General features: G+C 64.2%; 25 protein-coding genes. 18 read left to right on the plus strand and 7 right to left on the minus strand.

Annotated elements, in window-relative coordinates; all coding sequences use genetic code 11:
- Window positions 1–14 precede the first annotated feature (14 nt).
- The 8 genes from fliQ to B7R93_RS07760 all read left to right on the plus strand — a co-directional run bounded on the left by fliQ (window position 15) and on the right by B7R93_RS07760 (window position 7935).
- Complete coding sequence (gene fliQ / locus B7R93_RS07725; protein ID WP_103020218.1) at window positions 15–284, plus strand: flagellar biosynthesis protein FliQ; 270 nt, start codon at window positions 15–17, stop codon at window positions 282–284.
- A 71-nt stretch (window positions 285–355) separates the two neighbouring features.
- Window positions 356–1132 (plus strand): flagellar biosynthetic protein FliR, encoded by a 777-nt coding sequence (gene fliR / locus B7R93_RS07730; RefSeq protein ID WP_103020219.1) that lies wholly within the window; start codon window positions 356–358, stop codon window positions 1130–1132.
- A 102-nt stretch (window positions 1133–1234) separates the two neighbouring features.
- Entirely contained in the window at window positions 1235–2296 is a 1062-nt protein-coding gene (locus B7R93_RS07735; protein ID WP_103020220.1) for an EscU/YscU/HrcU family type III secretion system export apparatus switch protein, read from the plus strand.
- A gap of 35 nt (window positions 2297–2331) precedes the next feature.
- A complete protein-coding gene (flhA, locus tag B7R93_RS07740) occupies window positions 2332–4515 on the plus strand; it encodes a flagellar biosynthesis protein FlhA (RefSeq protein ID WP_232798172.1) in 2184 nt (727 codons plus the stop codon).
- Between the two features lie 27 nt (window positions 4516–4542).
- Entirely contained in the window at window positions 4543–5862 is a 1320-nt protein-coding gene (locus B7R93_RS07745) for a flagellar biosynthesis protein FlhF (protein ID WP_103020221.1), read from the plus strand.
- 153 nt (window positions 5863–6015) lie between these two features.
- Window positions 6016–6786 (plus strand): P-loop NTPase, encoded by a 771-nt coding sequence (locus B7R93_RS07750; RefSeq protein WP_103020222.1) that lies wholly within the window; start codon window positions 6016–6018, stop codon window positions 6784–6786.
- 47 nt (window positions 6787–6833) lie between these two features.
- A complete protein-coding gene (locus B7R93_RS07755; protein ID WP_103020223.1) occupies window positions 6834–7148 on the plus strand; it encodes a hypothetical protein in 315 nt (104 codons plus the stop codon).
- 40 nt (window positions 7149–7188) lie between these two features.
- Window positions 7189–7935: a sigma-70 family RNA polymerase sigma factor gene (locus B7R93_RS07760; protein WP_103020224.1), complete on the plus strand. Its 747-nt coding sequence runs from the start codon at window positions 7189–7191 to the stop codon at window positions 7933–7935.
- Between the two features lie 272 nt (window positions 7936–8207).
- Here the strand turns inward: B7R93_RS07760 and B7R93_RS07765 are convergent, their stop codons facing one another.
- From B7R93_RS07765 to B7R93_RS07775, 3 genes are all read right to left on the minus strand, one after another.
- A complete protein-coding gene (locus B7R93_RS07765) occupies window positions 8208–9026 on the minus strand; it encodes an HDOD domain-containing protein (RefSeq protein ID WP_232798295.1) in 819 nt (272 codons plus the stop codon).
- 287 nt (window positions 9027–9313) lie between these two features.
- A complete protein-coding gene (locus B7R93_RS07770; RefSeq protein WP_103020226.1) occupies window positions 9314–9649 on the minus strand; it encodes a DUF4286 family protein in 336 nt (111 codons plus the stop codon).
- A gap of 93 nt (window positions 9650–9742) precedes the next feature.
- Window positions 9743–10675, minus strand: a complete 933-nt coding sequence (locus B7R93_RS07775; RefSeq protein WP_232798173.1) for a CapA family protein — start codon at window positions 10673–10675, stop codon at window positions 9743–9745.
- A gap of 442 nt (window positions 10676–11117) precedes the next feature.
- Here B7R93_RS07775 and B7R93_RS07780 point away from each other — a divergent pair, with 442 nt between their 5' ends.
- Together B7R93_RS07780 and B7R93_RS07785 are read left to right on the plus strand one after the other, a co-directional pair.
- Window positions 11118–12377, plus strand: a complete 1260-nt coding sequence (locus tag B7R93_RS07780; RefSeq protein WP_103020228.1) for an MFS transporter — start codon at window positions 11118–11120, stop codon at window positions 12375–12377.
- A gap of 131 nt (window positions 12378–12508) precedes the next feature.
- Window positions 12509–13696, plus strand: coding sequence for an SIR2 family protein (locus tag B7R93_RS07785; protein WP_103020229.1), 1188 nt, complete (start codon window positions 12509–12511; stop codon window positions 13694–13696).
- A gap of 42 nt (window positions 13697–13738) precedes the next feature.
- On the opposite strand, the gene B7R93_RS15505 is transcribed toward B7R93_RS07785, so the two are convergent.
- Genes B7R93_RS15505 through miaB form a run of 4 tightly spaced genes read right to left on the minus strand, consistent with a single transcriptional unit; the run spans window position 13739 to window position 15923 of the window.
- A complete protein-coding gene (locus tag B7R93_RS15505; protein ID WP_198598623.1) occupies window positions 13739–13933 on the minus strand; it encodes a PIN domain-containing protein in 195 nt (64 codons plus the stop codon).
- A gap of 12 nt (window positions 13934–13945) precedes the next feature.
- On the minus strand, window positions 13946–14146 hold the full coding sequence (locus B7R93_RS15510) for a PIN domain-containing protein (RefSeq protein ID WP_198598624.1): 201 nt from the start codon (window positions 14144–14146) through the stop codon (window positions 13946–13948).
- Window positions 14143–14376, minus strand: a complete 234-nt coding sequence (locus tag B7R93_RS07795; protein ID WP_103020230.1) for a DUF6364 family protein — start codon at window positions 14374–14376, stop codon at window positions 14143–14145. The genes B7R93_RS15510 and B7R93_RS07795 overlap by 4 nt, the downstream gene beginning before the upstream one ends.
- A 35-nt stretch (window positions 14377–14411) precedes the next feature.
- Window positions 14412–15923, minus strand: a complete 1512-nt coding sequence (gene miaB, locus B7R93_RS07800) for a tRNA (N6-isopentenyl adenosine(37)-C2)-methylthiotransferase MiaB (protein WP_103020231.1) — start codon at window positions 15921–15923, stop codon at window positions 14412–14414.
- Between the two features lie 462 nt (window positions 15924–16385).
- Here miaB and B7R93_RS07805 point away from each other — a divergent pair, with 462 nt between their 5' ends.
- The 8 genes from B7R93_RS07805 (at window position 16386) to B7R93_RS07840 (ending at window position 24640) form a co-directional block, all read left to right on the plus strand.
- Window positions 16386–18617, plus strand: coding sequence for an ATP-binding protein (locus tag B7R93_RS07805; RefSeq protein ID WP_232798175.1), 2232 nt, complete (start codon window positions 16386–16388; stop codon window positions 18615–18617).
- 134 nt (window positions 18618–18751) lie between these two features.
- On the plus strand, window positions 18752–19648 hold the full coding sequence (locus B7R93_RS07810) for a DUF58 domain-containing protein (RefSeq protein WP_103020232.1): 897 nt from the start codon (window positions 18752–18754) through the stop codon (window positions 19646–19648).
- Window positions 19649–19674: 26 nt separating this feature from the next.
- Window positions 19675–20661 (plus strand): hypothetical protein, encoded by a 987-nt coding sequence (locus tag B7R93_RS07815; protein ID WP_232798176.1) that lies wholly within the window; start codon window positions 19675–19677, stop codon window positions 20659–20661.
- Window positions 20662–20752: 91 nt separating this feature from the next.
- Window positions 20753–21511 (plus strand): SIR2 family NAD-dependent protein deacylase, encoded by a 759-nt coding sequence (locus B7R93_RS07820; protein WP_103020234.1) that lies wholly within the window; start codon window positions 20753–20755, stop codon window positions 21509–21511.
- A gap of 68 nt (window positions 21512–21579) precedes the next feature.
- Window positions 21580–22557, plus strand: a complete 978-nt coding sequence (locus tag B7R93_RS07825; RefSeq protein WP_103020235.1) for a vWA domain-containing protein — start codon at window positions 21580–21582, stop codon at window positions 22555–22557.
- 259 nt (window positions 22558–22816) lie between these two features.
- A complete protein-coding gene (locus B7R93_RS07830; protein ID WP_103020236.1) occupies window positions 22817–23932 on the plus strand; it encodes a T4SS efffector SepA family protein in 1116 nt (371 codons plus the stop codon).
- Between the two features lie 74 nt (window positions 23933–24006).
- Window positions 24007–24243 (plus strand): hypothetical protein, encoded by a 237-nt coding sequence (locus B7R93_RS15290; RefSeq protein WP_232798177.1) that lies wholly within the window; start codon window positions 24007–24009, stop codon window positions 24241–24243.
- Between the two features lie 25 nt (window positions 24244–24268).
- Window positions 24269–24640, plus strand: coding sequence for a hypothetical protein (locus B7R93_RS07840; protein WP_103020238.1), 372 nt, complete (start codon window positions 24269–24271; stop codon window positions 24638–24640).
- Window positions 24641–24689 lie beyond the last annotated feature (49 nt).

Consider the following 24689-nt stretch of genomic DNA (forward strand, 5'->3'; position numbering starts at 1 on the left):
GCTCCCCTCCCCCGATGAACGCAGATGTTGCTGTCTTCTGGCTCAAAGAATCGCTCCGCACCGGATTCTTGGTCCTCGGCCCCATGCTGGGGATGGCGCTCCTGGCCGGAATCGTCGTGAGTCTCTTCCAGGCCGTCACCTCCATGCAAGAGATGACGCTCAGCTTTATTCCCAAGCTCATCGCGATCGCCGTCGTCTTCTTTTTCATGATGCCCTGGATGATCGAGATGATGACCGACTTCACGGCCGAGATTCTCGCGGCCATCCCCAGCGTGTCGAAGTGACCGGCGGCCCGCCGCCGGACGCCCTCTCCCCATGCCCGTGACGCCCAACGCCGAGATCAACGGCGTGTCCCATGTCGCTGCTCGATACCGAATACATTCTGCGGGTGCTGCTCGTGTTCGTGCGGGTCAGTGGCCTGATGCTCGCGGCCCCGGTGTTTCAGCAGCAGGCCATTCCGGTGCGGGTGCGGGTCCTGCTCAGCGTGGTGCTGGCCTACAGCCTGGCGGGCATTGCGACGGGGCCCTTGCCCGAGCACGTGACCCACGACGTCGGCTTCATGCTGGTCGTCCTCGTGGAGGCGGGCACGGGGCTCGTCATGGGCTTTACGGCGCGCATCATCTTCTGGGGGGTGAGCTTCGCGGGAACCGTCATGGGGTACCAGATGGCGCTGAGCCTCGCGCAGACCTACAACCCGATCAGTGGCACGTCGAGCAACCCCCTCGGCCAGATCCTGTCGTATACGTTTCTGCTGGCCTTTCTTCTGGCCGACGGCCACCACTTCCTCCTGCGGGTCCTCGCGCAGTCGTTTGAGGTGGTGCCGCTGGGCGGGGCCCAGCTGGCCGGGGCCGGGCCGCCGATGGTGGGATGGATGGGGGACTTCTTCCGGCTCGCCGTCCGGCTCGCGGCGCCGTTTCTGGTGATCCTCTTCCTGACCGACATTGCGCTGGGCATCTTCGCACGCCTCGTTCCCCAGGCCAACCTCTTCACGCTCAGCCTGCCCGCGAAGCTGCTCGTAGGCGTTGGAATCTTCTTTGTCTTCATCCAGGGGGCCCTCCCGTTCTTCCCGTTGCTCTTTGGAGAGATTGAGCGAATGGTGCACGAGGTCCTCCGGATCATTGCGCCCGGGTAGCCGGCGGCGGGCGGGAAAAGTTTTCCGTTGCGTCCCGCGCAGTCCTTTCCCCGTGCAGGGACGGCGGCCCCTCAATCGTGCGAGCCTCCTTGAGCGCCCCCGATGGCCGAGACACAGGAAAAACAATACGACCCCACGCCTCGGCGCCTCGACCAGGCGCGCGAGAAGGGAAACGTGCTCCGGGCAACGGAGCCCGTGTCCGTGGGGCTCCTGCTGGTGGCCATGGCCACCTTTTCGGTGGGGGGCGCCTCGGCGTTCCAATCGATGCAGGACATGGCGGCGCGCATCTTTCTCCGGTCGGCGCGCATGCCCCTGACGGCACGGTCGCTGCAGAGCCTCGTCGCGGAGATTGGGGCTCAGCTCGCCGAAATGCTCGCCCCGCTCTTCATTGCACTCGTCGTCGCGGCGGTGGGGCTCAACGTCGTCCAGTCCGGCTGGAACGTGTCGTTTACCCCGATCCAGCCGCAGCTCAGCCGCGTGAACCCCTTGGAGGGACTGAAGCAGATTTTCTCTTCGAAGGGGGCCTTCGGCTTCGCGAAAACCCTCCTCAAGATCGGTGTGGTGGGGCCGATCGCGTACTTCGCCATGCGGCCGCTGATTCCGGAGATGGTGCGGGTCTACACGCTGCCGCTGCCGGCGCTGCTCGACCAGGCGGCCGACTGGTTCTTCGCGCTGATGTGGCCGGTGCTGATGGGCCTCGTCGTCATTGCCGCGCTCGACTTCGCGTACGAGCGCTGGAAGTACTACGAGGACCTCAAGATGAGCAAAAAAGAAATGGAGGACGAACAGAAAGAAACGGAGGGGGACCCGGAGTTTGAAGAGAAGCGCCGGGAGAAGGCGAAGGAGCTGGCGGAGCAGCCGCGCATGGACCACGCCGTCATGAAGTCGGACGCGGTGGTGACAAACCCGACGCACTACGCCATTGCCCTGCGCTACGACCCCGACGAGGCGCCGGCCCCCCGCGTATTGCTGAAGGGGGTGCGCAAGCGCGCGCTTCGCATCAAGGAGCTCGCCGCCGAATTTGACGTGCCCACGTTCGAAAATCGGTCCCTGGCACACGCCTTGTACGAGAATGTGCCAGAGGAGGAGGAAATCCCGGAAGACCTGTATCCCGCCGTCGCCGCCATCCTCGCCGAAGTGTACGAGCAGCGCGGCGACGTCTGATCCGTTGTGCTTTGTCATTCGCCCCCGTCGATCCTTTGTCCCGCGCTGCTGATTCCCACACGTCGTCGTCGCCCAACGGGTCGTTGGGGATTGGGGGCTTCGACAGCGAGATTTTCGTGGCCGGCGCCATCGTGGCGATCTTGTTCATGATGGTGGTGCCCCTGCCCAGCTACCTGCTGGACCTCTTCCTGGCCACGGACATCGCTCTCAGCCTCGGGGTGCTCCTGACGTCGTTCTACGCCGAGCGCCCCCTGGAATTTGCGATCTTTCCGGGCCTGCTGCTCACGACGACCCTCTTTCGGCTCTCGCTGAACGTTGCCTCGACCCGGCTCATCCTGGGGGACGCGCAGGCGGGGGCCCTCATCGACGCGTTTGGCAGCTTCGTCGTGGCGGGCAACTACGTGGTGGGGGCCATCATCTTCCTCGTGCTCGTCATCATCAACTTCGTGGTCATCACGAAGGGCACCGAGCGCATCTCGGAGGTGGCCGCCCGGTTTACGCTCGACGCGATGCCGGGCAAGCAGATGGCCATCGACGCGGACCTCAACTCCGGCCTCATCGACGAGCACGAGGCGCGCCAGCGGCGCGACGAGGTGACCGAGGAGGCCGACTTCTACGGGGCCATGGACGGCGCCACGAAGTTTGTGCGGGGCGAGGCCGTCGCGGGCATCCTGATTACGGCCATCAACGTCGTTGGGGGATTGGTGATCGGCGTGACCCAGCAGGAAATGGGGATTGGGGAGGCGGCGGGCACCTTCGCCCTGCTCTCGATCGGGGACGGGCTCGTCTCGCAAATTCCGGCCCTCATGGTCTCGACGGCGGCCGGCATCATCGTCTCGCGGGCCAGTGGGGAGGAAGGGTCATTGGCCAGCGAGATGAAGGGCCAGCTTCTCGACAAGCCGCCCCCACTGCTGATCACGGGATGCTTCTTGGGGCTCATGGGCTTTGTGCCGGGGCTGCCCATCGTTCCGTTCTGGCTGCTGAGCGGGGCGGTGCTCCTGCTGTGGTACCTGCGCAGCAAGGAAAAGAAGGCGGAGGACGAGGCGGAGGCCGAGCGCCAGCGCGAGGCCGAAGAGCAGCAGGCCGAGGAGGAGACCGAAGAGGACCCCTCCGATTTGTTGCTGGTGGACCCGCTCGAACTGGAGATCGGCTACGGGCTCATTTCCCTGGTGGACCCGGACCAGGGCGGGGACCTCCTGGAACGCGTCAAGATGCTGCGGAAGCAACTGGCCGAAGAGATGGGGCTCGTCATCCCGCCCGTCCGCATCCGGGACAACGTCGACATGGACTCGAACACATATGTGATTCGGCTGCGGGGCAATCCCATCGGGGAGGGACAGGTGATGCCGGGCTACAAGCTCGCCCTGCTTCCCGACGACATCGACGAGGCGCCGTCGGGCATCAAGGTAGAAGACCCCACCTTCGGGCTTCCCGCCGTCTGGGTGGCGGAGCGCAACTTGTCGGAGGCGGAGCAGATGGGGTTGACCGTCATCGAGCCGCCGGCCGTGATTTCGACCCACCTGCTGGAGGAGCTCCGGAAGAACGCCTACCGGCTGCTCGACCGCCAGGAGGTGCGGGAGATGCTGGACAAGGTGGAGGAGTCGGCCCCGGCCCTCGTCGACGAACTGGTGCCGGACCTGCTCTCGCTGGGCAGCATCCGCACGGTGCTCCAGAGGCTGCTGGAGGAGCGCATTCCGATTCGTGACCTCGTGACGATCCTCGAAACCCTGGCCGACCACGCCTCGCAGACGCAGACGGTGGAGGTGCTGACCGAGCACTGCCGGGCGGCCCTTGCCCCCACCATCACCCGCGAGTTCTCGGGGCCCGAGGGGCGCATCAAGGCCTTCGTGATGGACCCGGCCCTGGAGCAGCACCTGCTCGAAAAGGCCGAAGCGGGGGGGTTGGATGCCAACACCCTCGGCCTCCAGCCCGAGCGGGCCGACGCCCTCGTGAAGGCGGTGGACGCACAGGCAACTCAGCTCATCAGCAACGACCGGGCCCCAATTTTGCTGATCTCTCCTGTGCTGCGGGCCACGGTATATCAGTTCCTGGACCCGATGGTCTCGGACATCACGGTGCTTTCCTACAACGACCTTACGCCCGACGCCCCGGTCGACATTGTCGAGCAGGTCAGCATCCCGCAGGGATCGTCGTCCGGCCCCGACCTCTCCGCCATGACAGAGCCGTCGCAGGCGGCCGCCGGGGCCTCCAACCCATAACCTCGTTCGTTTGACGCGCCCACCGCCATGGACGTTAAGACCTTTACCGATTCGAGCATCCAGGCCGCCCTCGAAAAGGCGCGGCACACGCTGGGCGACCAGGTCGTGCTGGTTGAGTCGGAGCCGGCCACTGGCGACGCCCCCGCCCAGGTTACGGTGATGCTCGACGAGTCGGCCCGACAGACCGCCGCGCAGGGGGCGCAATCGTGGGGCCACGTGCCGAAGCCGTCGGAGGTCCCCGCGTCGCCCGCCCCCGACCGCCATGGGGCGGCGACGGAGGCGCCCACCGGGGCCCAGGAGAACGGAGAGACGGCGTCGGGCGGGGCCGAGCAGACGTCGCCCTTTCAATCAGAACTGGAGGCGCACTCCCCTCCCAAGGGCGAGGCGTCACAGCAGGGGCCGGGCCGGGGGCGGGTGTTCCCGGCCTCCCCCTCGGAGGACGCCCGTGCTTCGTCGACCGGGGACCACGAGGCCTGGGTCGAATCGCGTCTCGAAGAGCTTCGGAACCGCTCCGGGGACGGGCACGACCGGACCGCCCGCCTCGCGGGAACGGAGGCGGACGAGTGGACGACGCACCCCCTCTACGGGCGGCTGCTGGAGAAGGGCCTTCGCCCCCAAACGGCGACTGCTCTCTTCAGCGACCTGACCGAGCGGGGGGTCGACCCCAGCGAGAGCCCCCGCGACGAACTGCACTGGGCCCTCGCGCAGGTGGTCTGTCGTCGCATCCGGACCGACGCCCTGACCGACGAGACGGGCGTGATTGCCCTGGTGGGCCCCAGTGGTGCCGGCAAGACGTCGCTCGCCCTCAAACTTGCGGTCCACGACCGCATGCTCGCCGGGCAAGACACCGCCGTGATCCATCTGCTTCCGGAAGAGGGGCGCAACGCGTCCTACCAGAACCCGACTCCCCTGTACCGGCGCTTTGGGCTGCCGGTGCGGAGCGTGCGCACGAGGGAAGACATGGCAAAGGCGCTCCGGTGCGTCGGCGACTTTGAACAGGTGCTCGTCGACACGCCGCCGCTCCCCATGCCCCTGTCGGACGCCCGCCCGGCCCTCCGCCGGTACCGGCGCCTCCTGCGGCCCCTGCCGAGGCCTGCGGTCCACTTCGTGATGGACGCCACCCGGGCGCTGGGGAGCATCAACGACGAAGCGTTCGCTCAGCTTCCCCTGCGGCCCACGGCGGCGGCCCTCACCCATCTGGACGAAGTGCACGATTGGGGACAGGTGGCCGAGTGGCTGATCCACGTCGACCTGCCGGTGCAGATCGTGTCGGAGGGGCCCGAGGTTCCGGATGGAGCGCGGGCCTTTTCCCTGCGGTGGTTTGTGGAAGACATCATGGACCTCTAATACCAGTTGCGAGAAATCACCGGATGGCTCTGAGACGTCTCGGAAGGCCGCCTCGCGACGTTCTCTTCCCGTATCACCCACACGAATGTGCACAATGACCGTCGGCATTTGGTATAACTGTCGTGCGTCCTCCTGTTGCCTGAGTCTTGACCGATGGAAGTAACCTCCAACGTTCTTACGTTTGCCAGTGGCAAGGGGGGCGTGGGGAAGAGCGTCGTGACGACCAACCTCGCCGAGATGCTCGCACACGAAGGGCACCGCGTGGCCCTCGTCGATGCGGACCTGGGCCAGAGCGACGCGGCCGTGCTCCTCAACGAGGCCCCCGCCACGACGGTGCGGGAGGCCGTGCAGGAGGGCGCCTCGCTGCACGCAGTGCCGCACGAGACGGAGGCGGGGATAACCCTGGTCCAGGCCGCCACTCGCCCGGTGCCCGAGGCCTCGGATGAACAAAAGGCCCTCTACGCCGCGCTGGACACGGTGCTCGGGCGCCTCCGCGGGACCCACGACTACGTGCTGGTCGACGCGTCGGCCGGGACCGATGGGCCGGTGCAGTGGGCCCTGGATCGGGCCGACCTCGGGGTCCTCGTCGTTGTGGGCGAGCCCACCGCCGTTGCCGACGCTTACCGCCTTGCCAAGCAGCTGTGGACCGCCGACCCCGACTATCCGATGGGCCTCGTCGTCAACTTTGCCGAGGACGAAGCGGACGCCCGGAGCATCGCGGAGCGGTTCAAGGCAATCACGACCCGTTTCTTGGGACAGGCCCCGAAGACGCTTGGCTGGGTTCCGTTCTCGCACGCTGTACGCCGCTCGGTATCAGACCAGGCACCGGTGGTCCGTAGCGAGGGGCCGGCCCGAGATGCCTTTGCTGAGCTGGCGGACACGACCGCACGGGGGCAGTACGCCCTCTCGCCGGCCCTCTCCTGAGCCCCTTTCCGCCCGCCTCCTTGCGCCTCACGATTGCCCCCCACGTCATGCCCTCCTCCGATACGGCCTTCGTGTCCCTGTCTTCCCACACGGTCATTGCCAACGTGAGTGTGCTGTTTGGCACCGGGATTTTCCTGGCGCAGATGTGGGGCGGGGCGCCGCTAGAGCATACCCTGGTCACCACGGCCGGGGGAGGGGTGGCCGCCTACCTCATTCTCGCGGTCGGCTACGCGGCGGCCCGACGCATCGTCCAAGATGGCATGCCCTTTGAGGTCCCTGCAGAGGAGGCCTCGGACAACGCGTCCCCTGCGGAGTCGGAGCCTGAGCCGTCCGATAACGTTCCGGAGGCCCAGGCTGCCTAATCCTCCGCACCTCGTTGCGACGTCCTAATGCAGTATTGCCATGTCCCGTGACCTACAGCCCCTCGTCGAGCAGTACCTCGCCGACCCGTCGTCGTCGAACCGGGAGGCCGTCGTAATGGCGGCGCTTCCCCTGGTGCGCTCCATCATCGGCAAGATCAACGTGCCCGATCACCTGCTGGCCTCGCACGAAGACCTGGAGAGTGTCGGCATCGTCGGCCTCCTCGAGGCCCTCGACAACTACGATCCGGAGCAGGCGCAGTTTGCGACGCACGCGTACCGACGCGTCCGGGGCAACGTCATTGATTACCTCCGCTCGATCGATGTGCTCTCCCGAAAAAAGCGCAAGAAGATGGGGGCGGTGCAGGAGGCGCTCTCATCGCTCCGGCAAATGATGGGGGAGGAACCGTCGGACGAAGACGTGGCCGACTACATGGGCATGTCCGTGGGGGAGTACCACAAGCTTCTCCGAGACGCGCAGTGCCGCTTCTCCCTCTCCCTCTCGCGACCCAGCGAGAACGACGACCACACGATGCTCGACGTGCTCCCGAGCGACGATGGGACGGAGCGGTTCGAGCGATTCGAGAAGGCCTCGGCCCAGAAGCACCTCGAGGACCTCATCCAGACGCTTCCGGAGCGCCAGCAGACGATCTTGGGGTTATACTACACAGAGAACCTGACCCTGCAGGAGGTCGGAGAGGTGCTGGACCTCAGCGCCGCCCGCATTTCGCAGCTTCTCGGGAAAATTCATCTCACTCTGCAGTCGAAGGTCGAAGAGTACGCGCACTGACAAGGGCGTCTAACACGCCTGAGGCCGCGAGGAGGGATGAGGGCTCTACACGCTGGGGGCCCTACGCAGAGCCCACTGGCCGGTGATAGGGGAGGACGGGGCCGAGAGGCATCACAAAGGCCCCGACTCCCCCTTCGGATCCCGACTCGGAGGAGGCCCTGCCGGGCCCGTTTCCGGTTGAGCTGCCGTGTTGCGCCCCAATCGATCTGCAGGGGCGGGCTACGATCGCACAAAGGGGCGTTGGGGCCGGCCGTGGCGGCCCTGCAGGGGGGCTAGAAGTGGCCGACCTCGGACGCATAGAGCGATGCGTCCTGGGCAACCTTCGCAACGAGATGATCAATGTCCGCCGCGGAGGTCTCGCCAGCGGTTTCCAGCGACCCGGCAAAGTCTTCGGTGAGGTCCCGGCGGGCGAGGTCGCTCCCGTTTTGAATGGACACCCCGAGCGTCTTGCCGGGCGATTCCGGCCTGTCCGTGGGGTTGGCGGCGATCTGGAGCACCGAGCAGATCCGTTCCGGCAGGTTCCAGTGGTCGGCTGCCTGCGGGGCAAGGGTCCGGTAGTTTTCCCCGAAGGCATGGGTCTCGGCCTCGGTGCCGGGGAGGGGCCTGGTGTCCGCCTCGGCCAAGGTCGCGTACCGGTCCGGCTGAATGTGGAGCAGGACGAGGCGCCCCATCGCGTGGAGAAAGCCGGCCGAGAAGGCAATTCGGGCCCAGTCTTCTCCCACGTCGAGTGCTTCCGTGAGTCCCTGGGCAAACCGACCGGTGAAGACGGCCGAGTGGGCGATCTGACGAAGCAAGGTGGAGTGGGAATCGAAGTGATCCTGAAGCTCCTCGACTCCCTCAATCATGGCGATGGAGGAGACCTCGACGAATCCAAGGAGACGGACCGCCCGGTCTATGCTCTCGACTTCTCGCTGGAGGCCGTGGTACGGAGAGTTGACGCGCCGAAGCACGTTCAGGGAGACGGACGGATCCCGCTCCACGATCTCGACGAGTGGGGCGGGGTCTGTCTGCCCGGAGGCAATAAATTCTTCCACCTTCGAAATGGTGGACGGGAGGGTTGGAAACGTGAGCGCAAGGTCCTGTTCTAGCACGGACAACGTGTGGAGTTGGTGATTCAATTGCGCGAAGAACCCTGATGCAGCACCCGCCCCGATGCCGAACCCAACTGGCCCCTGCCCCTTGTGGGGACGAGTAAAATGTTTCCTTTTGCTAGGTTATCGACACGTGCCCGTTCATCTTAAACCCCGGGCACCGGGGCCTTGGGGGAGGCGTCTTAGCCTTCGCGCGCATGGGACCGGGGACGCGCCCTTTCCCTCCTGCTGGTCGAACCGATAACGATCCGACGGGTCTGTTCGCCGTTGGGGCGCAGGGCGGCTCGTTATCCCTGAAAGAGGCGCTTCTGCTCGAGGATGCGGCGGTCGGCCGTCACGTGGTCGCCGTGCTCGGGGCCTGCCTCGCGCAGATCGTCGGCGTGCTCGTCGAAGTAGGCCTGCAGGGCATCGCGGTCACGCACCTGGTACTGCACGGTCCAGGTCCGGTCGCCGGTCGGCTCGTCGGGCGGCGGGGCTTCCTCGCCGTCGTCGCTGGTCGCGTACCAGACGGCGGCCTCGAACCCGTCGAGCCCAAGCATTTCACGAATGTGCTCGCGCAGCCACGAGCTGTAGCGCGGGGCGGCCTCGCCGTCGACGGCCAGGGTGACTTCGTAGATCAGCATCAAAGAAAAAAGTGAGTTTCGAGGATGAACATGCGAAGGCGCAATCTAAGAACCAGCAGCGGGAATGGCAGGCGAGGCGGTTGGGTGCAGTCTTCAAGATTCGTCGTTGAGGGAGATGTGCTGCGGGGAGGGCGGTGTGGAGTGGTGGAGGGTGACGCGGCACCGGTGGCGGTTGCGGTCGAGGGTGAGCGCGCGGAACTCGGCACGTACGATTTCGGGGACGGTCTCGTCCTCATGGACGAGGTCGACTTTGAGCATAGCCCCCTCACCGAGCACGGGGAGCTGCTTGCCGGTGACGAAGTTGCCCAGCGAATAGGCCACCAGTTGCCCGTTGTCCTGGACCGCGAACGGCTGAGGGAGGTGCGTGTGGTGGCCGGTCGTCAGCGTGTAGCCGTCGGGCGGGATTTGTTCGGGGCGCGGCTGCCGCTCGTGCTCGTAGCCCCAGTGGGGCAGGGCGATGTGGAGGCCGGGGGCACTGGGGGCCCCTGGGTTGCGGCGGGCCACGCCGTCGCCCCCGCGGTTGAGCCACCAGGTCCAGGCCGTCACCGTAACCCCGTTCCCGATCTGGAGGCGGGGACGGTTGGTGGTGCCCACCCATCGCAGGCCGCGATCTTCTAAGATCTGAAGGGTGCGCCGAAGATCCTCCGGGCCGTAGTCGGTGGCGTGGTTGTTTGCAACCGAGACGACCCATCGGTCCAGCGGACAAAGCTCGGCCAGAGCCGGAAAAACGTCCGGTGCGTGTTTCATCAAGAAGGGCCACCATGCACGGTCTGAGAAGATGCCCTCGAAGTTGCCCACCACCACGTCGCAGCCCGCCAGAAAGTCCCGCACGCCTTCGCCAAACTGCGCTTCGCGCCCGAAGAGGGGGCAGATGTCGCCGACGAAGCCGATGGTTTGCGTTGGGGCTGCGTCTCGAAAACGAAGGTCCCGGTCGAGGGAGGCGGGGCGGGGCGACGGGCCGGTAAACCGCCGCCACACCATTGGGAAAAATTCGCCCCAGGAATACGGGCCGAAGGGGTTCTGCACGGTGTGGACGATCAGGATGGGTGTGTGGAAACGGCGGCTGGGTGGCGGGCTCTCCTTTCTGCAAGATCGGGGGACGCCAGTAGAGGAGCATGCGGGGCACCATGCCCAAGAGGGGGGCACCGGGGCGACTGTACGAGCGTCATGCAGGGGAAAACGGAGACGTTCGGCAAGTGCACGGGACGTGTAGACGTCCAGACGGGAGGAGTTCTCGTCTGGGCATACCGCTCTCCATCGACACGCCCGCATCGACGACAAACGGTCGTGAAGAGCCGGGTCCTGCTCAGAAGGGGCGCCGGACCTTCATGGCAGAAGCGGGACCAGGGGGGTGTAACTGGTGTCTCCCAGCGTTCACCAAACAGGCAATGCCGAAAAGAAATGGAGGCCGTCCCTGCATGAGTTTCCCGCTCGCATCTTTTCCTCTCTCGCGCACATCCACGCTTGCATGAGTCCTGTCCCGTCTTCGCCGGAGGCCTCTGCCTCTGGCGTCCTGCGCCGCAAGCCGCGTACCCTCGCTCTGCTGGCGACCGCGACGCTACTCGCGATGGCCCTTTGGTTTTCGGGGTCGGCCGTGGTGCCACAGCTGACGGCAGAGTGGACTCTGACCGGTGGGGAGCAGTCGTGGATGACGATGAGCGTGCAGATCGGGTTCGTCGCGGGGGCGGTGCTGAGCGCGAGCCTGACCGTGGCCGACCGGATCTCGGGGTCGGTGCTCTTCGCGGCGTCCGCGCTTGCTGGCGCCGTCGTCAATGCGGCGGTGGTCGTGGCGCCGGGGCCCGCGTTCGCGATTGCCTGCCGGTTCCTCACCGGCATGGCCCTGGCGGGGGTCTATCCGCCGGGGATGAAGCTCGTGGCGACCTGGTGCAAGGAAGACCGGGGGGAGGGCATCGGGCTGCTCGTGGGGGCGCTCACCGTCGGGTCGGCCCTGCCCCACCTGCTCAACGCCGTGCCCGTGGTCGGTGGCACGGGCGGACTGCCGCCCTGGCGGAGCGTCATCCTCATCGCGTCGGGGCTTGCCGTTGGGGCGGCCGGCATCGCATTCTTCTTCGTAGAAGAGGGGCCGCACCTGCGGTCGGCATCCGGCTTTCACTGGCGGCACGCGGGGGAGGGGCTCCGCAACGAGCCGCCCCGTCTGGCCAATATTGGCTACCTGGGACACATGTGGGAGCTTTACGCGATGTGGACGTGGGTCCCGATCGTCCTTCTGGCCAGCTACGAGGCGGCGGGGTGGAGCGAGCAGTGGGCTCGTGTGGCGGGCTTCAGCGTCATCGCTGTGGGGGGCATCAGTTGCTATCTGGCCGGCACCCTGGCCGACCGGGTCGGCCGCACCCGCATCACGGCCTGGAGCCTCGGCGTGAGTGGGGGCTGTGCCCTCGTGGCCGGATTGTTTTTTCAGATGCCCGGCGTGCTCACGGTCGTCTGCCTGGTGTGGGGCTTCGCGGTGGTGGCCGACAGCGCGCAGTTCAGCGCCGCGGTGAGCGAGCTGACGGACCCGCGCTACGTGGGCACAGCCCTGACCGTGCAGACCAGCCTGGGCTATCTGCTCACCCTGGTCACGCTCCGTGCCGTCCCGCCGCTCGTCGACATGTGGGGCTGGGCCGGGACGTTTCCGCTCCTCGCGGTCGGGCCCGCGGTCGGGCTGTGGAGCATGCTGCGCCTGCGCGGGCTGCCCGAGGCCACGCAGATGGCGTCGGGGAATCGGTAGCTTTGGGTATGGGCACAAGTCCGGGAGTGGGGGGCTTCTCTTCGTCGTCTTAATTTCGAGAATCTGAAAGAGTTGGTAGCATTTGGCGCTGTAGACTTCCAGATCCTCTCGGGCCTACGTGAACCGAAATTATGGATGAGCACATCGTTTTCTTCTTGGGATCAGGGGTGTCACGTCCTTCTGGAATGCCGAGCGTTGCTGACATAACCCAGAAGGTCCTGGACGCTCCTCTCGTCTACACGGAAAACAAGCGGTATGTCTTTCCAGGTAGTGTGGAGAACAACCCCAAATTTGGAGAACCCAGCGATTCATCGCACGGACGTGTTGCAAAGCTCCGCGGCTATCTTGACTTGGTTAAGCAACATGCCGAGCCGGTCCTCAGCCAATTCGGTCGGGAGGTGACATACGAAGATCTATATGCCCTCTGTGGAGTGGTGGTGAATGATCAAGAACAAAGAAAGAGGGCTCATCAACCGGTTAATCCCGAGGCACGTCAGTTCTCGGAAAAACTCGAAGATAAGATCGGAGGAGACCTCCTCAAATGTCAGGAGGACCCGCGCGGTCCCCTTGCTTTCACAGCCAACGAGGCAACTTTCCTGATTTCTGGGGTCGTCCGGGAAATGTTGAGCGATTCCCCCGATGAGATTCAGGGATTGGATCCACTTCTTGCTGCCATTGAAGAGTTGGATCGCGTAACGATTGTCACGCTAAACCACGACCTGCTCCTTGAGCAGCTTCTAAAAGAGCACGATATCGATTTCGATGACGGATTTGAAGAGAGGAAAGATGGTGACGTGCGCAGATACAGTCCTGAACCTCTCTTCGATGGCCCCAATGACGTGACCATTATCAAGCCTCATGGTTCGGTTCGTTGGTACGTCGACGACAGCGGGCACCAGTCTGAATATATTTCCTTCCCTGTCGATGAACCTGTTCCCGGTCCAACGAAATTGCTGAACCTATGGCCACGCGAACCCCGCATTCTTCACGGATACAGAAAAGCGGACCAGTATACTGCTGACATTTACGGTGATATGGTGGATGCGCTACTTCTTGCTCTCCACGATACCAGCACAGTGGTCGAGAGTGGCTTTGGATGGACGGATCCTGGAATGTACAATCACCTACACCGATATTTTCAATGGAGTCAAGACAATCGGCTTCTGTCCCTCCATCCAGAAGGAGATTTCTCCGAGCCACACCCGCGTTCCTACTACTGGAATTCCTTTTCCAATCCCCCACAGGGACTCTTATGGGACGAGTTGCAGGTCTACCTGAGCGGGACCTCCTGGAACGAAATAAAAACTGAAATCGAGTAGATGGTGGTGTGAGGTGGCCACTCAGTTTCGCCGGGGTTTACTCTACACATCTTTCAAGATTTCCTGCGGGGATTGCACGGGGGGCGGGGACCCTTCAAAGTCTTCCACATTTCGTGTGGCGATGACATCACAGGACGCACGATCGGCAAGTGCAGCGACCACGGCATCCTCGAAATCATCCATCTCAAGCTGACGGGCCGTCCGGAAATCGGGCTCACCTACCGGAGCGACCTCCATACGCTCGAGAAGTCAATCGACGGTGGTCTCCGCACGCTCTTTGGTCACACAGCTGCGCACGAGGTAGTATATCGTCGTGATCGCGTGCCCCGGCACGGCTCCATCGACAGTTCCCTCAACAATCTTGCTGAGCAGACCCGCAGAGTCCGCGTAGTGGGGCTCCCGACGCTGCACGACGTCGAGGATAACGTTCAGATCGACGAGAATCGTCATGAGCCGTGCTTGCGACGCTGATGCTGTGCATGCGCCTTCTTCGCGTCAACATCTGAGGGGATAAGCCCCGTAATTTTGCGCACTTCCGGATGAATGTCCTCCACGTTCGTACGACGGAGCGAGGCAGCAAAGCGTTGGAGGACCTCATCAACGGTGAGCCCCTGCTCTTGGGCGTACGCTTTCAGCGTCTCGGCATCCTCCTTCGAAAGCTGAACGGTTCGCTCCGGCATGGTATCGGTTGTGCCTGCGCGTTCTGGAACGGAAGCTACGCCATCGCCGGCTCGGTCGTAATCGAGTCGGTTCGCGCCGCCTCTTCGAGCGTGGTCTGTTCGAGGGCCGTGCCCAGGAGCGTACTGGAGGTGCAGTCGTCGATGCGGACCCGTACGTAATCGCCTTTCTCGTAGTCCTCGCGGTCGAAGACGACGCCCTTGTTCGTGTCCGCCCGTCCGAAGAACTGCTCGTCGCTCTTCTTGCTGGGGCCCTCCACGAGCACGGTGTGCACGCGCCCGATCTCGGCCTCGTTGCTCTCCTTTGCGTGCTGGTTTTGGAGCTCGATGATCTCCTCGAGACGGCGCTGCTTCGTGTCCGCCGGCACATCGTCCTCGTACTTGCGGGCGGCGTAGGTTTGGGGCCGCTCGCTGTACTTGAACATGTAGGCGTGGTCGTAGCGGACCGCCTCCATCAGCGAGAGGGTGTCCTCGTGCTGCGCCTCCGTCTCGCCGCAGAAGCCGGCGATGAGGTCGGTGGAGAGGGACACGCCGGGGCACAGCTCCTTCGCTCGCTCCGTGAGCGCCAGGTACTCCTCGCGGGTGTAGGTGCGGCGCATGCGGTCGAGCACTTCGGTGTTGCCGTGCTGGACCGGCAGGTGGATGTAGTTGCAGACGTTGGGCCGGTCGCGGTGCACCGTCAAGAGGTCGTCGGTGCAGTCCTTTGGATGGCTGGTGGAGTAGCGCACCCGCAGCTCCGTCGAGACGCGACTGACGCGGTCCACCAGCTCGGCGAACGAGACCGACGTGCCGCTCTCGTCGGTGTAGTGGTACGAGTTGACGTTTTGGCCGAGAAGCGTGACCTCCTTGTAGCCCTCCTCCACGAGCTGGCTCACTTCCGAGAGAATCGTAGTGACCGGGCGGCTCTCCTCCCGGCCCCGCGTGAACGGCACCACGCAGAAGGTGCACATGTTGTCGCAGCCGCGCATGATGGAGACGTAGGCGCTCACGCCGTTCGAGTCGTAGCGCACCGGCTGAATGTCTTCGTACGTCTCCTGCTTCGACAGCTCCACGTTGACGGCGGCCTGGCCGGTGGCGTCCGCCTCGTAGAGCAGCTGCGGCAGGTCGCGGTAGGCATCGGGGCCGACCACCACATCCACCAGGTCCTCCTGCTCCAACAGCTTCTCGCGGAGGCGCTCGGCCATGCAGCCGAGCACGCCCAGCATGAGCTCCCCGTCGCGCTTTTCCTTCTCCGAGCGCAGCATGCTGAGGCGCACACGAATCTTCCGCTCGGCATTCTCGCGGATGGCGCACGTGTTCAGCAGAACGACGTCCGCCTCCGCCTGCTCGCGTGTGAGGCCGTAGCCGCTCTCCTCGAGCACCGAGGCCACGATGCCGGAGTCGTTCACGTTCATCTGGCAGCCGTAGGTCTCGATGTAGACCTGCTTGTCGCCGGCGGTGGCGTCGTAGCCGTGCTTCACGCGGTCGAGGTCCTCGTCGGCCTCTCCGTCCACCTCGCGCTGCCGTACACGCTCCTCGTCGAGAACGTCAAGGTCTTCAATCGGCTCCATGGGAAAAGAAGGGCTGGTGGACAAGTGGTAGGCGAACGGGGAATCATGTTGCATTCGGGGTCCGGATGAACGTTCCCGGGACGATTCCTCCCCGGAAGGGGCCTGGCGCTGGGGAGCACCGGCAACGCAACGGACGGGCCTGACGCACACCGGCAGAAGGAGGACGTACGATTTGTGCCACCAGGGACATCTAGAATCCGGGGGCACTGAAATCCGGGGGCGCGCCCGAGCGAATGCCGTTCCCGGATGACCGCGTCTGGGGCCAAACGTTGGGGCCCGTGTCTCCGGGTGCGTAGGATCTTGGAAGAGAATTTGCAGTGTCCCACTCTGAGTCTGTGATCCCCAGCTGGTCTTTCTCCGCAGGATGATCTTGCTCTGGTCCGCGAGAGTGAGCACTCTGCGCCTCCGCGGGGAGTTTTGAGCTTCTGTCCTGCCTCCGCGCTCCCGTTTATGCACGCTCTGATGCCTCGGCTTCTTCAGTTCCTCCGGCCCGACGACGAGTTTTTGTCGCGGCGGCACAGGTCGCTGGTGCAGGTGTACCGCCTGCTGTCCCTGCTCGGGCCGGTTCTGCTCCTCGTTCACGGGGCGGCTCATCGAGCCGCGGCCCCAAGTCATTACGACCCCCTGTGGTTTCGGCTCGTCCTCGCAGGGGGATTGCTGCTCCTCTTTTCCGCGTCCCTCGTCTCCGCGTCGGTCCGCCGCCGGTACGTGGAGGCGTCCTGGGGGGTGTTGTACCTGGTGATGGCCTGGACCGTCACGCTTGCCGCATTAAACCAGTTCAGCGGGGAGTATTCGCTGAGCGTCCTGTTCGTCTACGCCCTCTTCGGAGGGATTGTGATTCTCGGCGCCGATTCGATGGCCCCGGTCCTGTCGTTTCTGGCAACGGGCTTCGTCCTGCTCGGCGTGGGGGTGTGGGCGGCGCCCGCTCGCGAGACGAGCCCGCTCGTCTTGGGCAGTGGGATGGCCGACGTGGCCCTCTTCGAAGCGGTGGCCCACTGGTGGGGGTTGTCGATGCGCGACAGCCTCAAGACACAACGAGACGAACTGCGCCGGTCTCGGGATCAGCAGCGGCAAATGATCGAGCAGCTGCCGATGGAGATGGCCGTCTTCGACACGGAGGCGCGGTTCCAGTACGTCAACGAACGGGCCGTCGGGGACCCGGCGGTGCGGGAGCAGTTGATTGGGCTCACCAACGAGGGATACTGCTGCCGGCACGATCTGGACGTGGCGTTGGGCCGGAGGCGTGACGAATCGATTCGAGAGGTGGTCGAGACCAAAGCGATCAACCGCATTCGAGAGACCATCGAGACGGACGAGGGCCCCCGGCACTACCTCCGCATCCACGTGCCGATCACGGACCCGGACGGGACAGTAAGAAAAGTGGTGGGGGGCGGGCTAGACATCACCGAGCGCAAGGAGCGAGAGCGGGACCTTCGCGCGCGACAGGAAAAGATTGAGGCGCTTTACAAGGCCACCGGAAAACTTTTGCGGGCCGGGTCCCAAGAAGAGGTTTCCGACCGGATCCATTGGGTGCTGAAGAAGGTCTTCGATTACTCGTTCGTCCATACCGGATTTTTGGAGGACGGGATGATCGTCCCGGAGCGCACGGAGGCGGCGTCGGGGCTGTCGATGCCGGTCCCCGAAGCGCGTCCCCCGCAGACGAGCATGATCTCCGGACAGGCCCTGCGGGCCGGAGAGGCCGTCGTCAGTGACGACGTCCACGCCCTGGAGAATTCCATCGACTACGGCGACCTCCGGTCGGCCGCGTCTGTTCCGATTGGGGGCCACGGAGCCCTTGTGGTGGGAAAGGCGGACGACGAGGTGTACCGCCAGTTCAACCTCCACCTCCTGGAAATGCTCGGCGGGTACGGCGCGCTCGTGCTCGACCGGCTGCGTCGCGAGACCGACCTTCGAGAGGCAAAGGAAGAAGCCGAGGAGGCGAGTCGTCTCAAGACAACCATGCTCGCGAACATGAGTCACGAAATCCGCACCCCCCTCACCTCGATCATCGGGTTTTCCGAGATGATCGAGGACGAGATCGATCGTCTCGACGACCCTCTCCGAGACGCCGACCCATCTACCCTGAGCCGGTTTGCGCACCTCATCGGGAAGAGCGGGCGCCGACTCCTCGACACGCTCGACGGTGTGCTGAATCTATCGAAGCTGGAGGCCGATCGGATGGACCTTTCTCCAGAATGGGTTCCGCTGGCCGAGTTGGCGGACGGGCTGGTCGAAGAACTCCGTCCGCGGGCCGACGAGGCGGGGGTTCATTGCGAGAGCAGGGCCGCCTCCGAATCCGTTGTCGTGTGGGGGGATCGGGGCGGACTCCAGGTTGCGCTTCAGAACGTGATCAGCAACGCCATCAAATACACGGAGCGGGGCGGTCAGGTCCAGGTCCGATCCTACCGGACGGACGATGCCGCCGTGGTGGAGGTCGAAGATACCGGCATCGGGATGAATGAGGAGACGGTCGATCACCTCTTTGAGCCGTTCCGTCAGGCGTCTGAGGGCCTGAACCGAGAGTACGAAGGCACCGGGCTGGGGCTCGCTGTGACCAAGCGGGTCGTTGAAAAGATGAACGGGAAGATTGAGGTCGACACGGAGGAAGGCCTCGGAACGTGCGTTCGTCTTCGGTTCCCGGAGGGGGACATGGAGACGGCCCCGGACGCTGCGGCCCTGGACACGGGGTCGTAGCGTCGGGGAACGCGACGAACGATTGTCGTCGACGGCCGCTATAACACTGCCGCGACGCGCTGCCCACGCCCTCCCCGGCGGTGCCGTACCTTGCCGGGGGGGGACGGGCCCCTGCTCCCGACGTGCACTCTGCCATGATCCCCGACGATCTCTTCGAAAAAATCCGCCGCCTGGAGGTCCGCACGCGCGGGGCGGTGGACAGCGTCTTCCAGGGCGAGTACCAGTCGGCCTTCAAGGGACGCGGGATTGAGTTTGCGGAGGTGCGTCCCTATCGGGCCGGCGACGACATCCGCACCATCGACTGGAACGTGTCGGCCCGGATGGACGACACCTACGTGAAGGTGTACGAGGAGGAGCGGGAGCAGACCGTCATGCTGTGTGTCGACGTGTCGGGGTCGGAGAACTTTGGCTCGCAGGGCAAGCTGAAGCGAGAGGTGGCCGCGGAAATTTGCGCGGTGGTCGCCGTCAGTGCCATCCGAAACAACGACACGGTGGGCTTGCTCCTGTTCTCCGACGAGACGGAGCGGTTTGTGCGGCCGGGGTCGGGGCGGCGGCACGTGCTGCGGTGCATCCGCGAGCTGTTCACGGCCGAGCCCGAGTCGGTCGGGACGGACATCGGGGGGGCACTGCGGCGTGTGCTCCGCATCCTGCGGCGCCGGTCGATTCTCGTGCTGGTGAGCGACTTCTTCGACGCCGGCTACGACTCGATGCTGCGGGCGGCCGGGCAGCGCCACGACACGATTGGGGTCGAGCTCCAAGACCCCCGGGAAGAGGAACTGCCGCCGGTGGGGCTGATTGATCTGACCGATGCCGAGACGGGAGAGACGGTGACCGTGGATCCCCGCAACCCGGCGGTCCGGGAGGCCATTGAGGCATCGGCGCGCGCCCGCCAGAAGCGGACCCGAAAGACCCTTCGGCGGGCCGGTGTGGGACACATTATCGTTCGCACCGACGCCGACTACCTGGAGCCCCTTATCGCATTCTTCCGGGGGCGTGCCCGGCGGGGCCAGCGAAGGCCCTCTGCCCGTTGACCGACTTGGAACGTATGCAGCGACGGATGCGACGGTGGACGCGGATCAATGACCGGTTCCTTCTGGTCCTGGGGCTGCTGCTCGTGTGGGGACCGCCCGCAGGGGCGCAGCCCGAGCCTCGCGTCGAGGCCCGCGTGTCGGCCGACAGTGTGAGGATCGGCGAGCGGTTCACGCTGACCCTGGTGGCCGCGCACGCCGCGGATCGAGACGTGATTTTTCCCAGGGGGGATGCCGGATCGGTCCTGTTCGGGGACCTGCGTGCGATTCGGCGGGGCGCGATCCGGACGCGCCGCCTCTCTGGGGCGCGTCGGGTCGACAGCGTGGCCTACGAGGTCACGACCTTCGCGCTTGACTCGGCCCGCGTCCCGGTCTTTCCTGTCCGTTTCGCGTCGGGGGGCGACACGGCGGTGGTGGGGACGTCGCCCCGCATGCTGCCGGTCGTGTCGGTCGTAGGGCCCGATGCGGAGGCGCTGCGCACCCCGGCCGCGCTCGCATCCTTTCCGCGCCCGGCCTGGGTGTGGGGGCTGCTCGGGCTTCTCACCGCGGCCCTGCTCGGGGGCGGGGCCTACGGGTGGTGGCGCTGGCGCACTCACGACGCGGACGCGGCCGACGACCCCGACCCGGAACATGCGTACGAGGCGGCGTCGGCGCGGCTCCGGCGCTTGGAGCGACGCCACCCGTCCGGGCGCGAGGCTGTCAAGGCCTTCTACGTGGACCTCACCGAGGCGCTGCGCGTCTATTTGGCCCGGCGCGTCGGCATCGAGGCCCCGGAGCAGACGACCGCCGAGGTGATGGCCGCGCTGCGCCGCCGGCCCGAGGTGCGGGCGGAAACCACCCGGCGCCTCCGGGCCGTGCTGGAACAGGCCGACCTCGTCAAGTTCGCCGACGCCCAGCCCCCACCGACGGAGAGCCGGTCCGTTCTCGACGACGCGCAGGGCGTGCTCGAGGCCCTCGAAGCCACCCGGCGTCGGGACGAAGCGCAGGCACTGGACGACGCGTCGTCCTCTCCGTAGGAGCCGATCCGGTATTTCTGTCCGGCACCCACTCTTTGTTCGCGCAGGGACCCCCTCGAACCGTTTCTCCGCATCCCCCCTTTCGTCGCCTATGCCCGACTTTAGCGATACACTCGTCGACCGACTCGCTGAGGCCGATCATGTGGCCGTGCTGACGGGGGCAGGCATCAGCGCCGAGAGCGGCATTCCTACCTTTCGGGATCCGGGCGGGCTCTGGGACGAGTTCGACCCGCAGGAGCTCGCGAACGTGGAGGCGTTTCTCGACAATCCCGAGCTGGTGCAGGGCTGGTACCGGCACCGGCGCCAGGTGGTGGTGGAGGCCGAGCCCAACGCGGGCCACCAGGCCCTGGCGGACCTGGAGGCGCACGTGCCCTCGCTGGCCGTCGTGACCCAGAACGTCGACAACCTGCACACCCGCGCCGAGACTGGCACCGTCATCGAGCTGCACGGCAACATTACCGACAACTACTGCATGGACTGTGAACGGGCGGTCGGGGCGGAGGCGGTCGATGTCGCCATTCAGGAGGGCGAGCCGGCCCGCTGTCCGGACTGCGAGGGGCTCATTCGTCCCGACGTGGTCTGGTTTGGAGAGATGCTGCCGGCCGACGCGATGGCGCGGGCGGAAGCGGTGACCGAACGCGCCGACGTCTTCCTGAGCGTGGGCACGAGCGCCGTCGTGCATCCGGCGGCGCAACTGCCCGTCGCGGCGCGGGAACAGGGGGCCTACGTGGCCGAGGTGAATCCGGACACGACCGGCGTCACTGACGATGTCCACGAAACGATTCGGGGCCCCGCCGGGGACGTGCTGCCGGCCCTGGTCGACGCTGTCGCCGCTCGGGTGGACGTGTGACGCCTGCTTGCGGCGCGCCCCTCGCGCTCCTTTTTGCTGATCCCGTCGGACCGGCGCGATTGCCCCCCGTGAGTTTTGTCAACCCCCAATTGCTGTGGCTGCTCCTCGCCGTGCCGGCGGTGGGGGGCTGGACGTGGTGGCGACGGCGGCGGACGGCGGGGCTTCGCTACAGTGACATAGAGCCTGTGCGTGGTGCGCCGGTCTCCTGGACCGTGCGCCTGCGGTGGCTGCCGGCGGCCCTCCGGATGGGGGCGCTCGCGCTCGGCATCGTGGCCCTGGCCCGTCCCCAAACCGAGGAGACCACGCGGACCCGCACGGCCGAGGGCATCGACATCGTGATGGTCCTCGACGCCTCCACGTCGATGCAGGCGGATGATTTCCAGCCCACCCGCTTCGAGGCGGCGCGCGAGGCGGCGGGGACGTTCGTGGAGGGGCGTGTGTCCGACCGGGTGGGCCTCATCGTCTTTGCCGCCGAGGCGTACACACAGGTCCCCCTCACGCTCGACTACTCGTTCCTCCAGCGCATGCTCGATGACGTGGAGATCGGTGCCGTGGAGGACGGCACCGCCGTGGGCACCGCCCTCACGACGGCCGTTAATCGACTCAAGGACAGCGAGGCGGACAGCAAGGTGGCCATCCTGCTCACCGACGGCCGCAACAATCGGGGCCAGATGGATCCCCGTACGGCGGCCGAGGTTGCCCAGACGATGGGCGTACGGGTCTACGCGATCGGGGTCGGGTCGTCGGAAGACACAGATGCCCGGGAGGAAGCACTGCCCCAAGGCCCGCGGGACGAGTCGGCGGGCGTGGACGCGGAGATGCTCCGGGCCATCTCCTCCTCGACCGGAGGGCGGTACTTTTCCGCGACGAACCGGGACGCTCTGGATCGCATCTACGCCGAGATCGACACCATGGAGGCCACGCCGGTCGACGAGCGCGTCTACACGGACCGGACGGAGCGGTACCCGTGGTTCCTCCTGCCGGCCCTGGGGCTCGTGCTCCTGGAGGTCGGTCTCTCCGCGACCCTGTTCCGGCGCTTCCCCTGAATATTGGCAATCGGAGGCAGGAAATCGATTGGGGGAAAGCCGCTCTACTGCTGGCTTCGTCCAGTGTGCTTTATGAGAATGGGAGAGAGGGCGAGTGGGGAAATGGGGAGGTGCTGTAGGATAACGGGTAGGTCGCAATGAGGTCCTCTCTCTGTCAAATAGAAAGTACTTCATGCTAAATTAATCTACAAATAGGAATAATCTAGTCAAAATGCTTTATCAGTGAGCAGTGAAATTGAGCAAATGCCCCCCTCAGATTATGGAAGAGCTTGCGTCAGAGCACAGTGACATTCTGTTCCGGGACACCTCCATGGAGGAGAAAAGGTCTGTACATACCAAATTTAAGCTAAGTGAGAAGGCCTTATCAGCACGTGAACGACTGGGTGATTATTGGGAAGTGACCCAAAAGGAAGTAGCCGAGGGAGTGGCAAAAAAGACGGATCAAATCATATCGAGAGAGGAGCGTGACGCTTTCGTCCGGAATGCCAGCAGTCGTGAAGGGGAGCTCACCCGAAAGACACACGTGGTAAGTGAGAAGACCCGGAATTTTCTCGAGCGGACTGCTAGAGAACTCAATCTTACCCGCGATCAATTCTTCGATGCTGCCCTCCGCCTCGTACACACAATGGTTCAGCAGAAGCGCAAGGAACAGATCGAGTGCCACGAGGAGCTTCTTCCGGCCCTGCGCGATCTTCTAGACCACACAGATAGAGTCCACACCAAAGTAGAGAAATTAATAGATGATGAAGATCCGTTGGGGGGTACTACCATTTTCGGGAAGCTAAAGCACCTCGAGAATATTGTTAGCGCTCTAGAAGAGGAAGTCCAGAGAGGGGAGCCTTTGGAGAGTGACTTTGATTTCTGGAGTTTTCCGTCTGAAGATGATTTTGTGAAAGGCTCGTTCGATCAGAGCGAGTCGGAAAGGAAGGATGAAAGTGATGATTACGGGCAGGCTTCGCTCTCCTCAGATGTTGTCCAGGTGGAGCCGGAGGCTCCCGAAGATTTGACCCACACAAAGGTTTTGAAGGCGGAATTTGGTGGTCAAAGGGTTTCGGATCCGAACTGGAACAAGCTGCTTAAGATCGCGCACGAAAAGGCGATAGAGGAAATGGGCTCCTTTCGTGAAGTCTCCCAAGTAACGAACAGTAATATCAAAGAGGGGAAGTTCGACAAGAAGGGGTTTCAGCATTATGTGACCTCAAGAAGCAAGATTCCTGACTTTTCGATTCAAGGCAAGAAGGCACGGACGGCGTGGCCCGATATCCTTCATCTCGCGCAAAATCTCAATACCAATGTCTTTGTGCGGTTCAAGTGGCGTGACAAGGAGAAAGCGGCTCATCCTGGAAAGATCGGAATTTTGCACTGGTCGGGATAGGACGAAGGAGAAGAGGTCGACATACATTCTTTTCCATTGTGTAGATTCAAAAGCTAATGACACATACTCGACATGTGAAAGAACGGAGTCAGGGGCGGGGCATTCCGGCATCCGTCGTTGACCTCATCATCGAGTATGGGACCCCACAGCCCCAGCCAGACGGGACCTGCAAGTATGTACTCCGAGATCAGGATAAGAAGGCAGCGGCCAGTCAGCTTCGCCAACGACTTCAGCATCTCGAAAAGGCGATGGGCAAGGAGGCGGTCGTCGCCCAAAACGAGGTTATTGCCGCCTATCACCGGAGCGATTAGTCTGTTGCTTTGGCCTCTTTTTGCTATGGACGTTTCTCTTGAAGGTATCAAATCCGAACTTTCGGCTGTAAAGGAGCAGATTTCTGAGGCTGAGGGTCGAATTGATAGGTTGAAGAAACAGTACCGTGATTGGTGGGAGAAGAGGGATCGGGCGGAGATTCAGAATCAGAAGGAAGCCCTCGCTCAAGCAGATCAGAAGGTCGAACAAATTGAGAAAAGTCTCACCCGGGCGAAAAACGCCGTCAAGCAGTTGACGGCGAGAGACGAATCGCTCACCGCACGGATACGAGAAGCAAAGCAGGCTGAAGACGGGGTGCCCACCCAGTTTGCCCTTCTAAGTAGGCTAGAACAGGTACGGAAGTTGAGAAGACTCAGCGAGATAGCAGAAGAGGAATAGCCGAGCCTCTGTTTTTCATTCCACCACTCCCCATTCTCCAAACTAAACT

The sequence above is a fragment of the Salinibacter altiplanensis genome (genome assembly GCF_002894645.1).
GTDB lineage: Bacteria > Bacteroidota > Rhodothermia > Rhodothermales > Salinibacteraceae > Salinibacter > Salinibacter altiplanensis.

What these genes read in the sequence shown, in the direction of transcription:
- B7R93_RS07810 (WP_103020232.1), top strand. Translation starts at nt 18,752, where the DNA reads ATGATCCCCGACGATCTCTTCGAAAAAATCCGCCGCCTGGAGGTCCGC.
- B7R93_RS07815 (WP_232798176.1), top strand. Translation starts at nt 19,675, where the DNA reads ATGCGACGGTGGACGCGGATCAATGACCGGTTCCTTCTGGTCCTGGGG.
- B7R93_RS15505 (WP_198598623.1), bottom strand. Translation starts at nt 13,933, where the DNA reads ATGGAGGTCGCTCCGGTAGGTGAGCCCGATTTCCGGACGGCCCGTCAG.
- B7R93_RS07750 (WP_103020222.1), top strand. Translation starts at nt 6,016, where the DNA reads ATGGAAGTAACCTCCAACGTTCTTACGTTTGCCAGTGGCAAGGGGGGC.
- fliQ (WP_103020218.1), top strand. Translation starts at nt 15, where the DNA reads ATGAACGCAGATGTTGCTGTCTTCTGGCTCAAAGAATCGCTCCGCACC.
- miaB (WP_103020231.1), bottom strand. Translation starts at nt 15,923, where the DNA reads ATGGAGCCGATTGAAGACCTTGACGTTCTCGACGAGGAGCGTGTACGG.
- B7R93_RS07795 (WP_103020230.1), bottom strand. Translation starts at nt 14,376, where the DNA reads ATGCCGGAGCGAACCGTTCAGCTTTCGAAGGAGGATGCCGAGACGCTG.
- B7R93_RS07840 (WP_103020238.1), top strand. Translation starts at nt 24,269, where the DNA reads ATGGACGTTTCTCTTGAAGGTATCAAATCCGAACTTTCGGCTGTAAAG.
- B7R93_RS07785 (WP_103020229.1), top strand. Translation starts at nt 12,509, where the DNA reads ATGGATGAGCACATCGTTTTCTTCTTGGGATCAGGGGTGTCACGTCCT.
- B7R93_RS07830 (WP_103020236.1), top strand. Translation starts at nt 22,817, where the DNA reads ATGGAAGAGCTTGCGTCAGAGCACAGTGACATTCTGTTCCGGGACACC.
- B7R93_RS07820 (WP_103020234.1), top strand. Translation starts at nt 20,753, where the DNA reads ATGCCCGACTTTAGCGATACACTCGTCGACCGACTCGCTGAGGCCGAT.
- B7R93_RS07745 (WP_103020221.1), top strand. Translation starts at nt 4,543, where the DNA reads ATGGACGTTAAGACCTTTACCGATTCGAGCATCCAGGCCGCCCTCGAA.
- B7R93_RS07805 (WP_232798175.1), top strand. Translation starts at nt 16,386, where the DNA reads ATGCCTCGGCTTCTTCAGTTCCTCCGGCCCGACGACGAGTTTTTGTCG.
- fliR (WP_103020219.1), top strand. Translation starts at nt 356, where the DNA reads ATGTCGCTGCTCGATACCGAATACATTCTGCGGGTGCTGCTCGTGTTC.
- B7R93_RS07755 (WP_103020223.1), top strand. Translation starts at nt 6,834, where the DNA reads ATGCCCTCCTCCGATACGGCCTTCGTGTCCCTGTCTTCCCACACGGTC.
- B7R93_RS07760 (WP_103020224.1), top strand. Translation starts at nt 7,189, where the DNA reads ATGTCCCGTGACCTACAGCCCCTCGTCGAGCAGTACCTCGCCGACCCG.
- B7R93_RS07770 (WP_103020226.1), bottom strand. Translation starts at nt 9,649, where the DNA reads ATGCTGATCTACGAAGTCACCCTGGCCGTCGACGGCGAGGCCGCCCCG.
- B7R93_RS15510 (WP_198598624.1), bottom strand. Translation starts at nt 14,146, where the DNA reads ATGACGATTCTCGTCGATCTGAACGTTATCCTCGACGTCGTGCAGCGT.
- B7R93_RS07735 (WP_103020220.1), top strand. Translation starts at nt 1,235, where the DNA reads ATGGCCGAGACACAGGAAAAACAATACGACCCCACGCCTCGGCGCCTC.
- B7R93_RS07780 (WP_103020228.1), top strand. Translation starts at nt 11,118, where the DNA reads ATGAGTCCTGTCCCGTCTTCGCCGGAGGCCTCTGCCTCTGGCGTCCTG.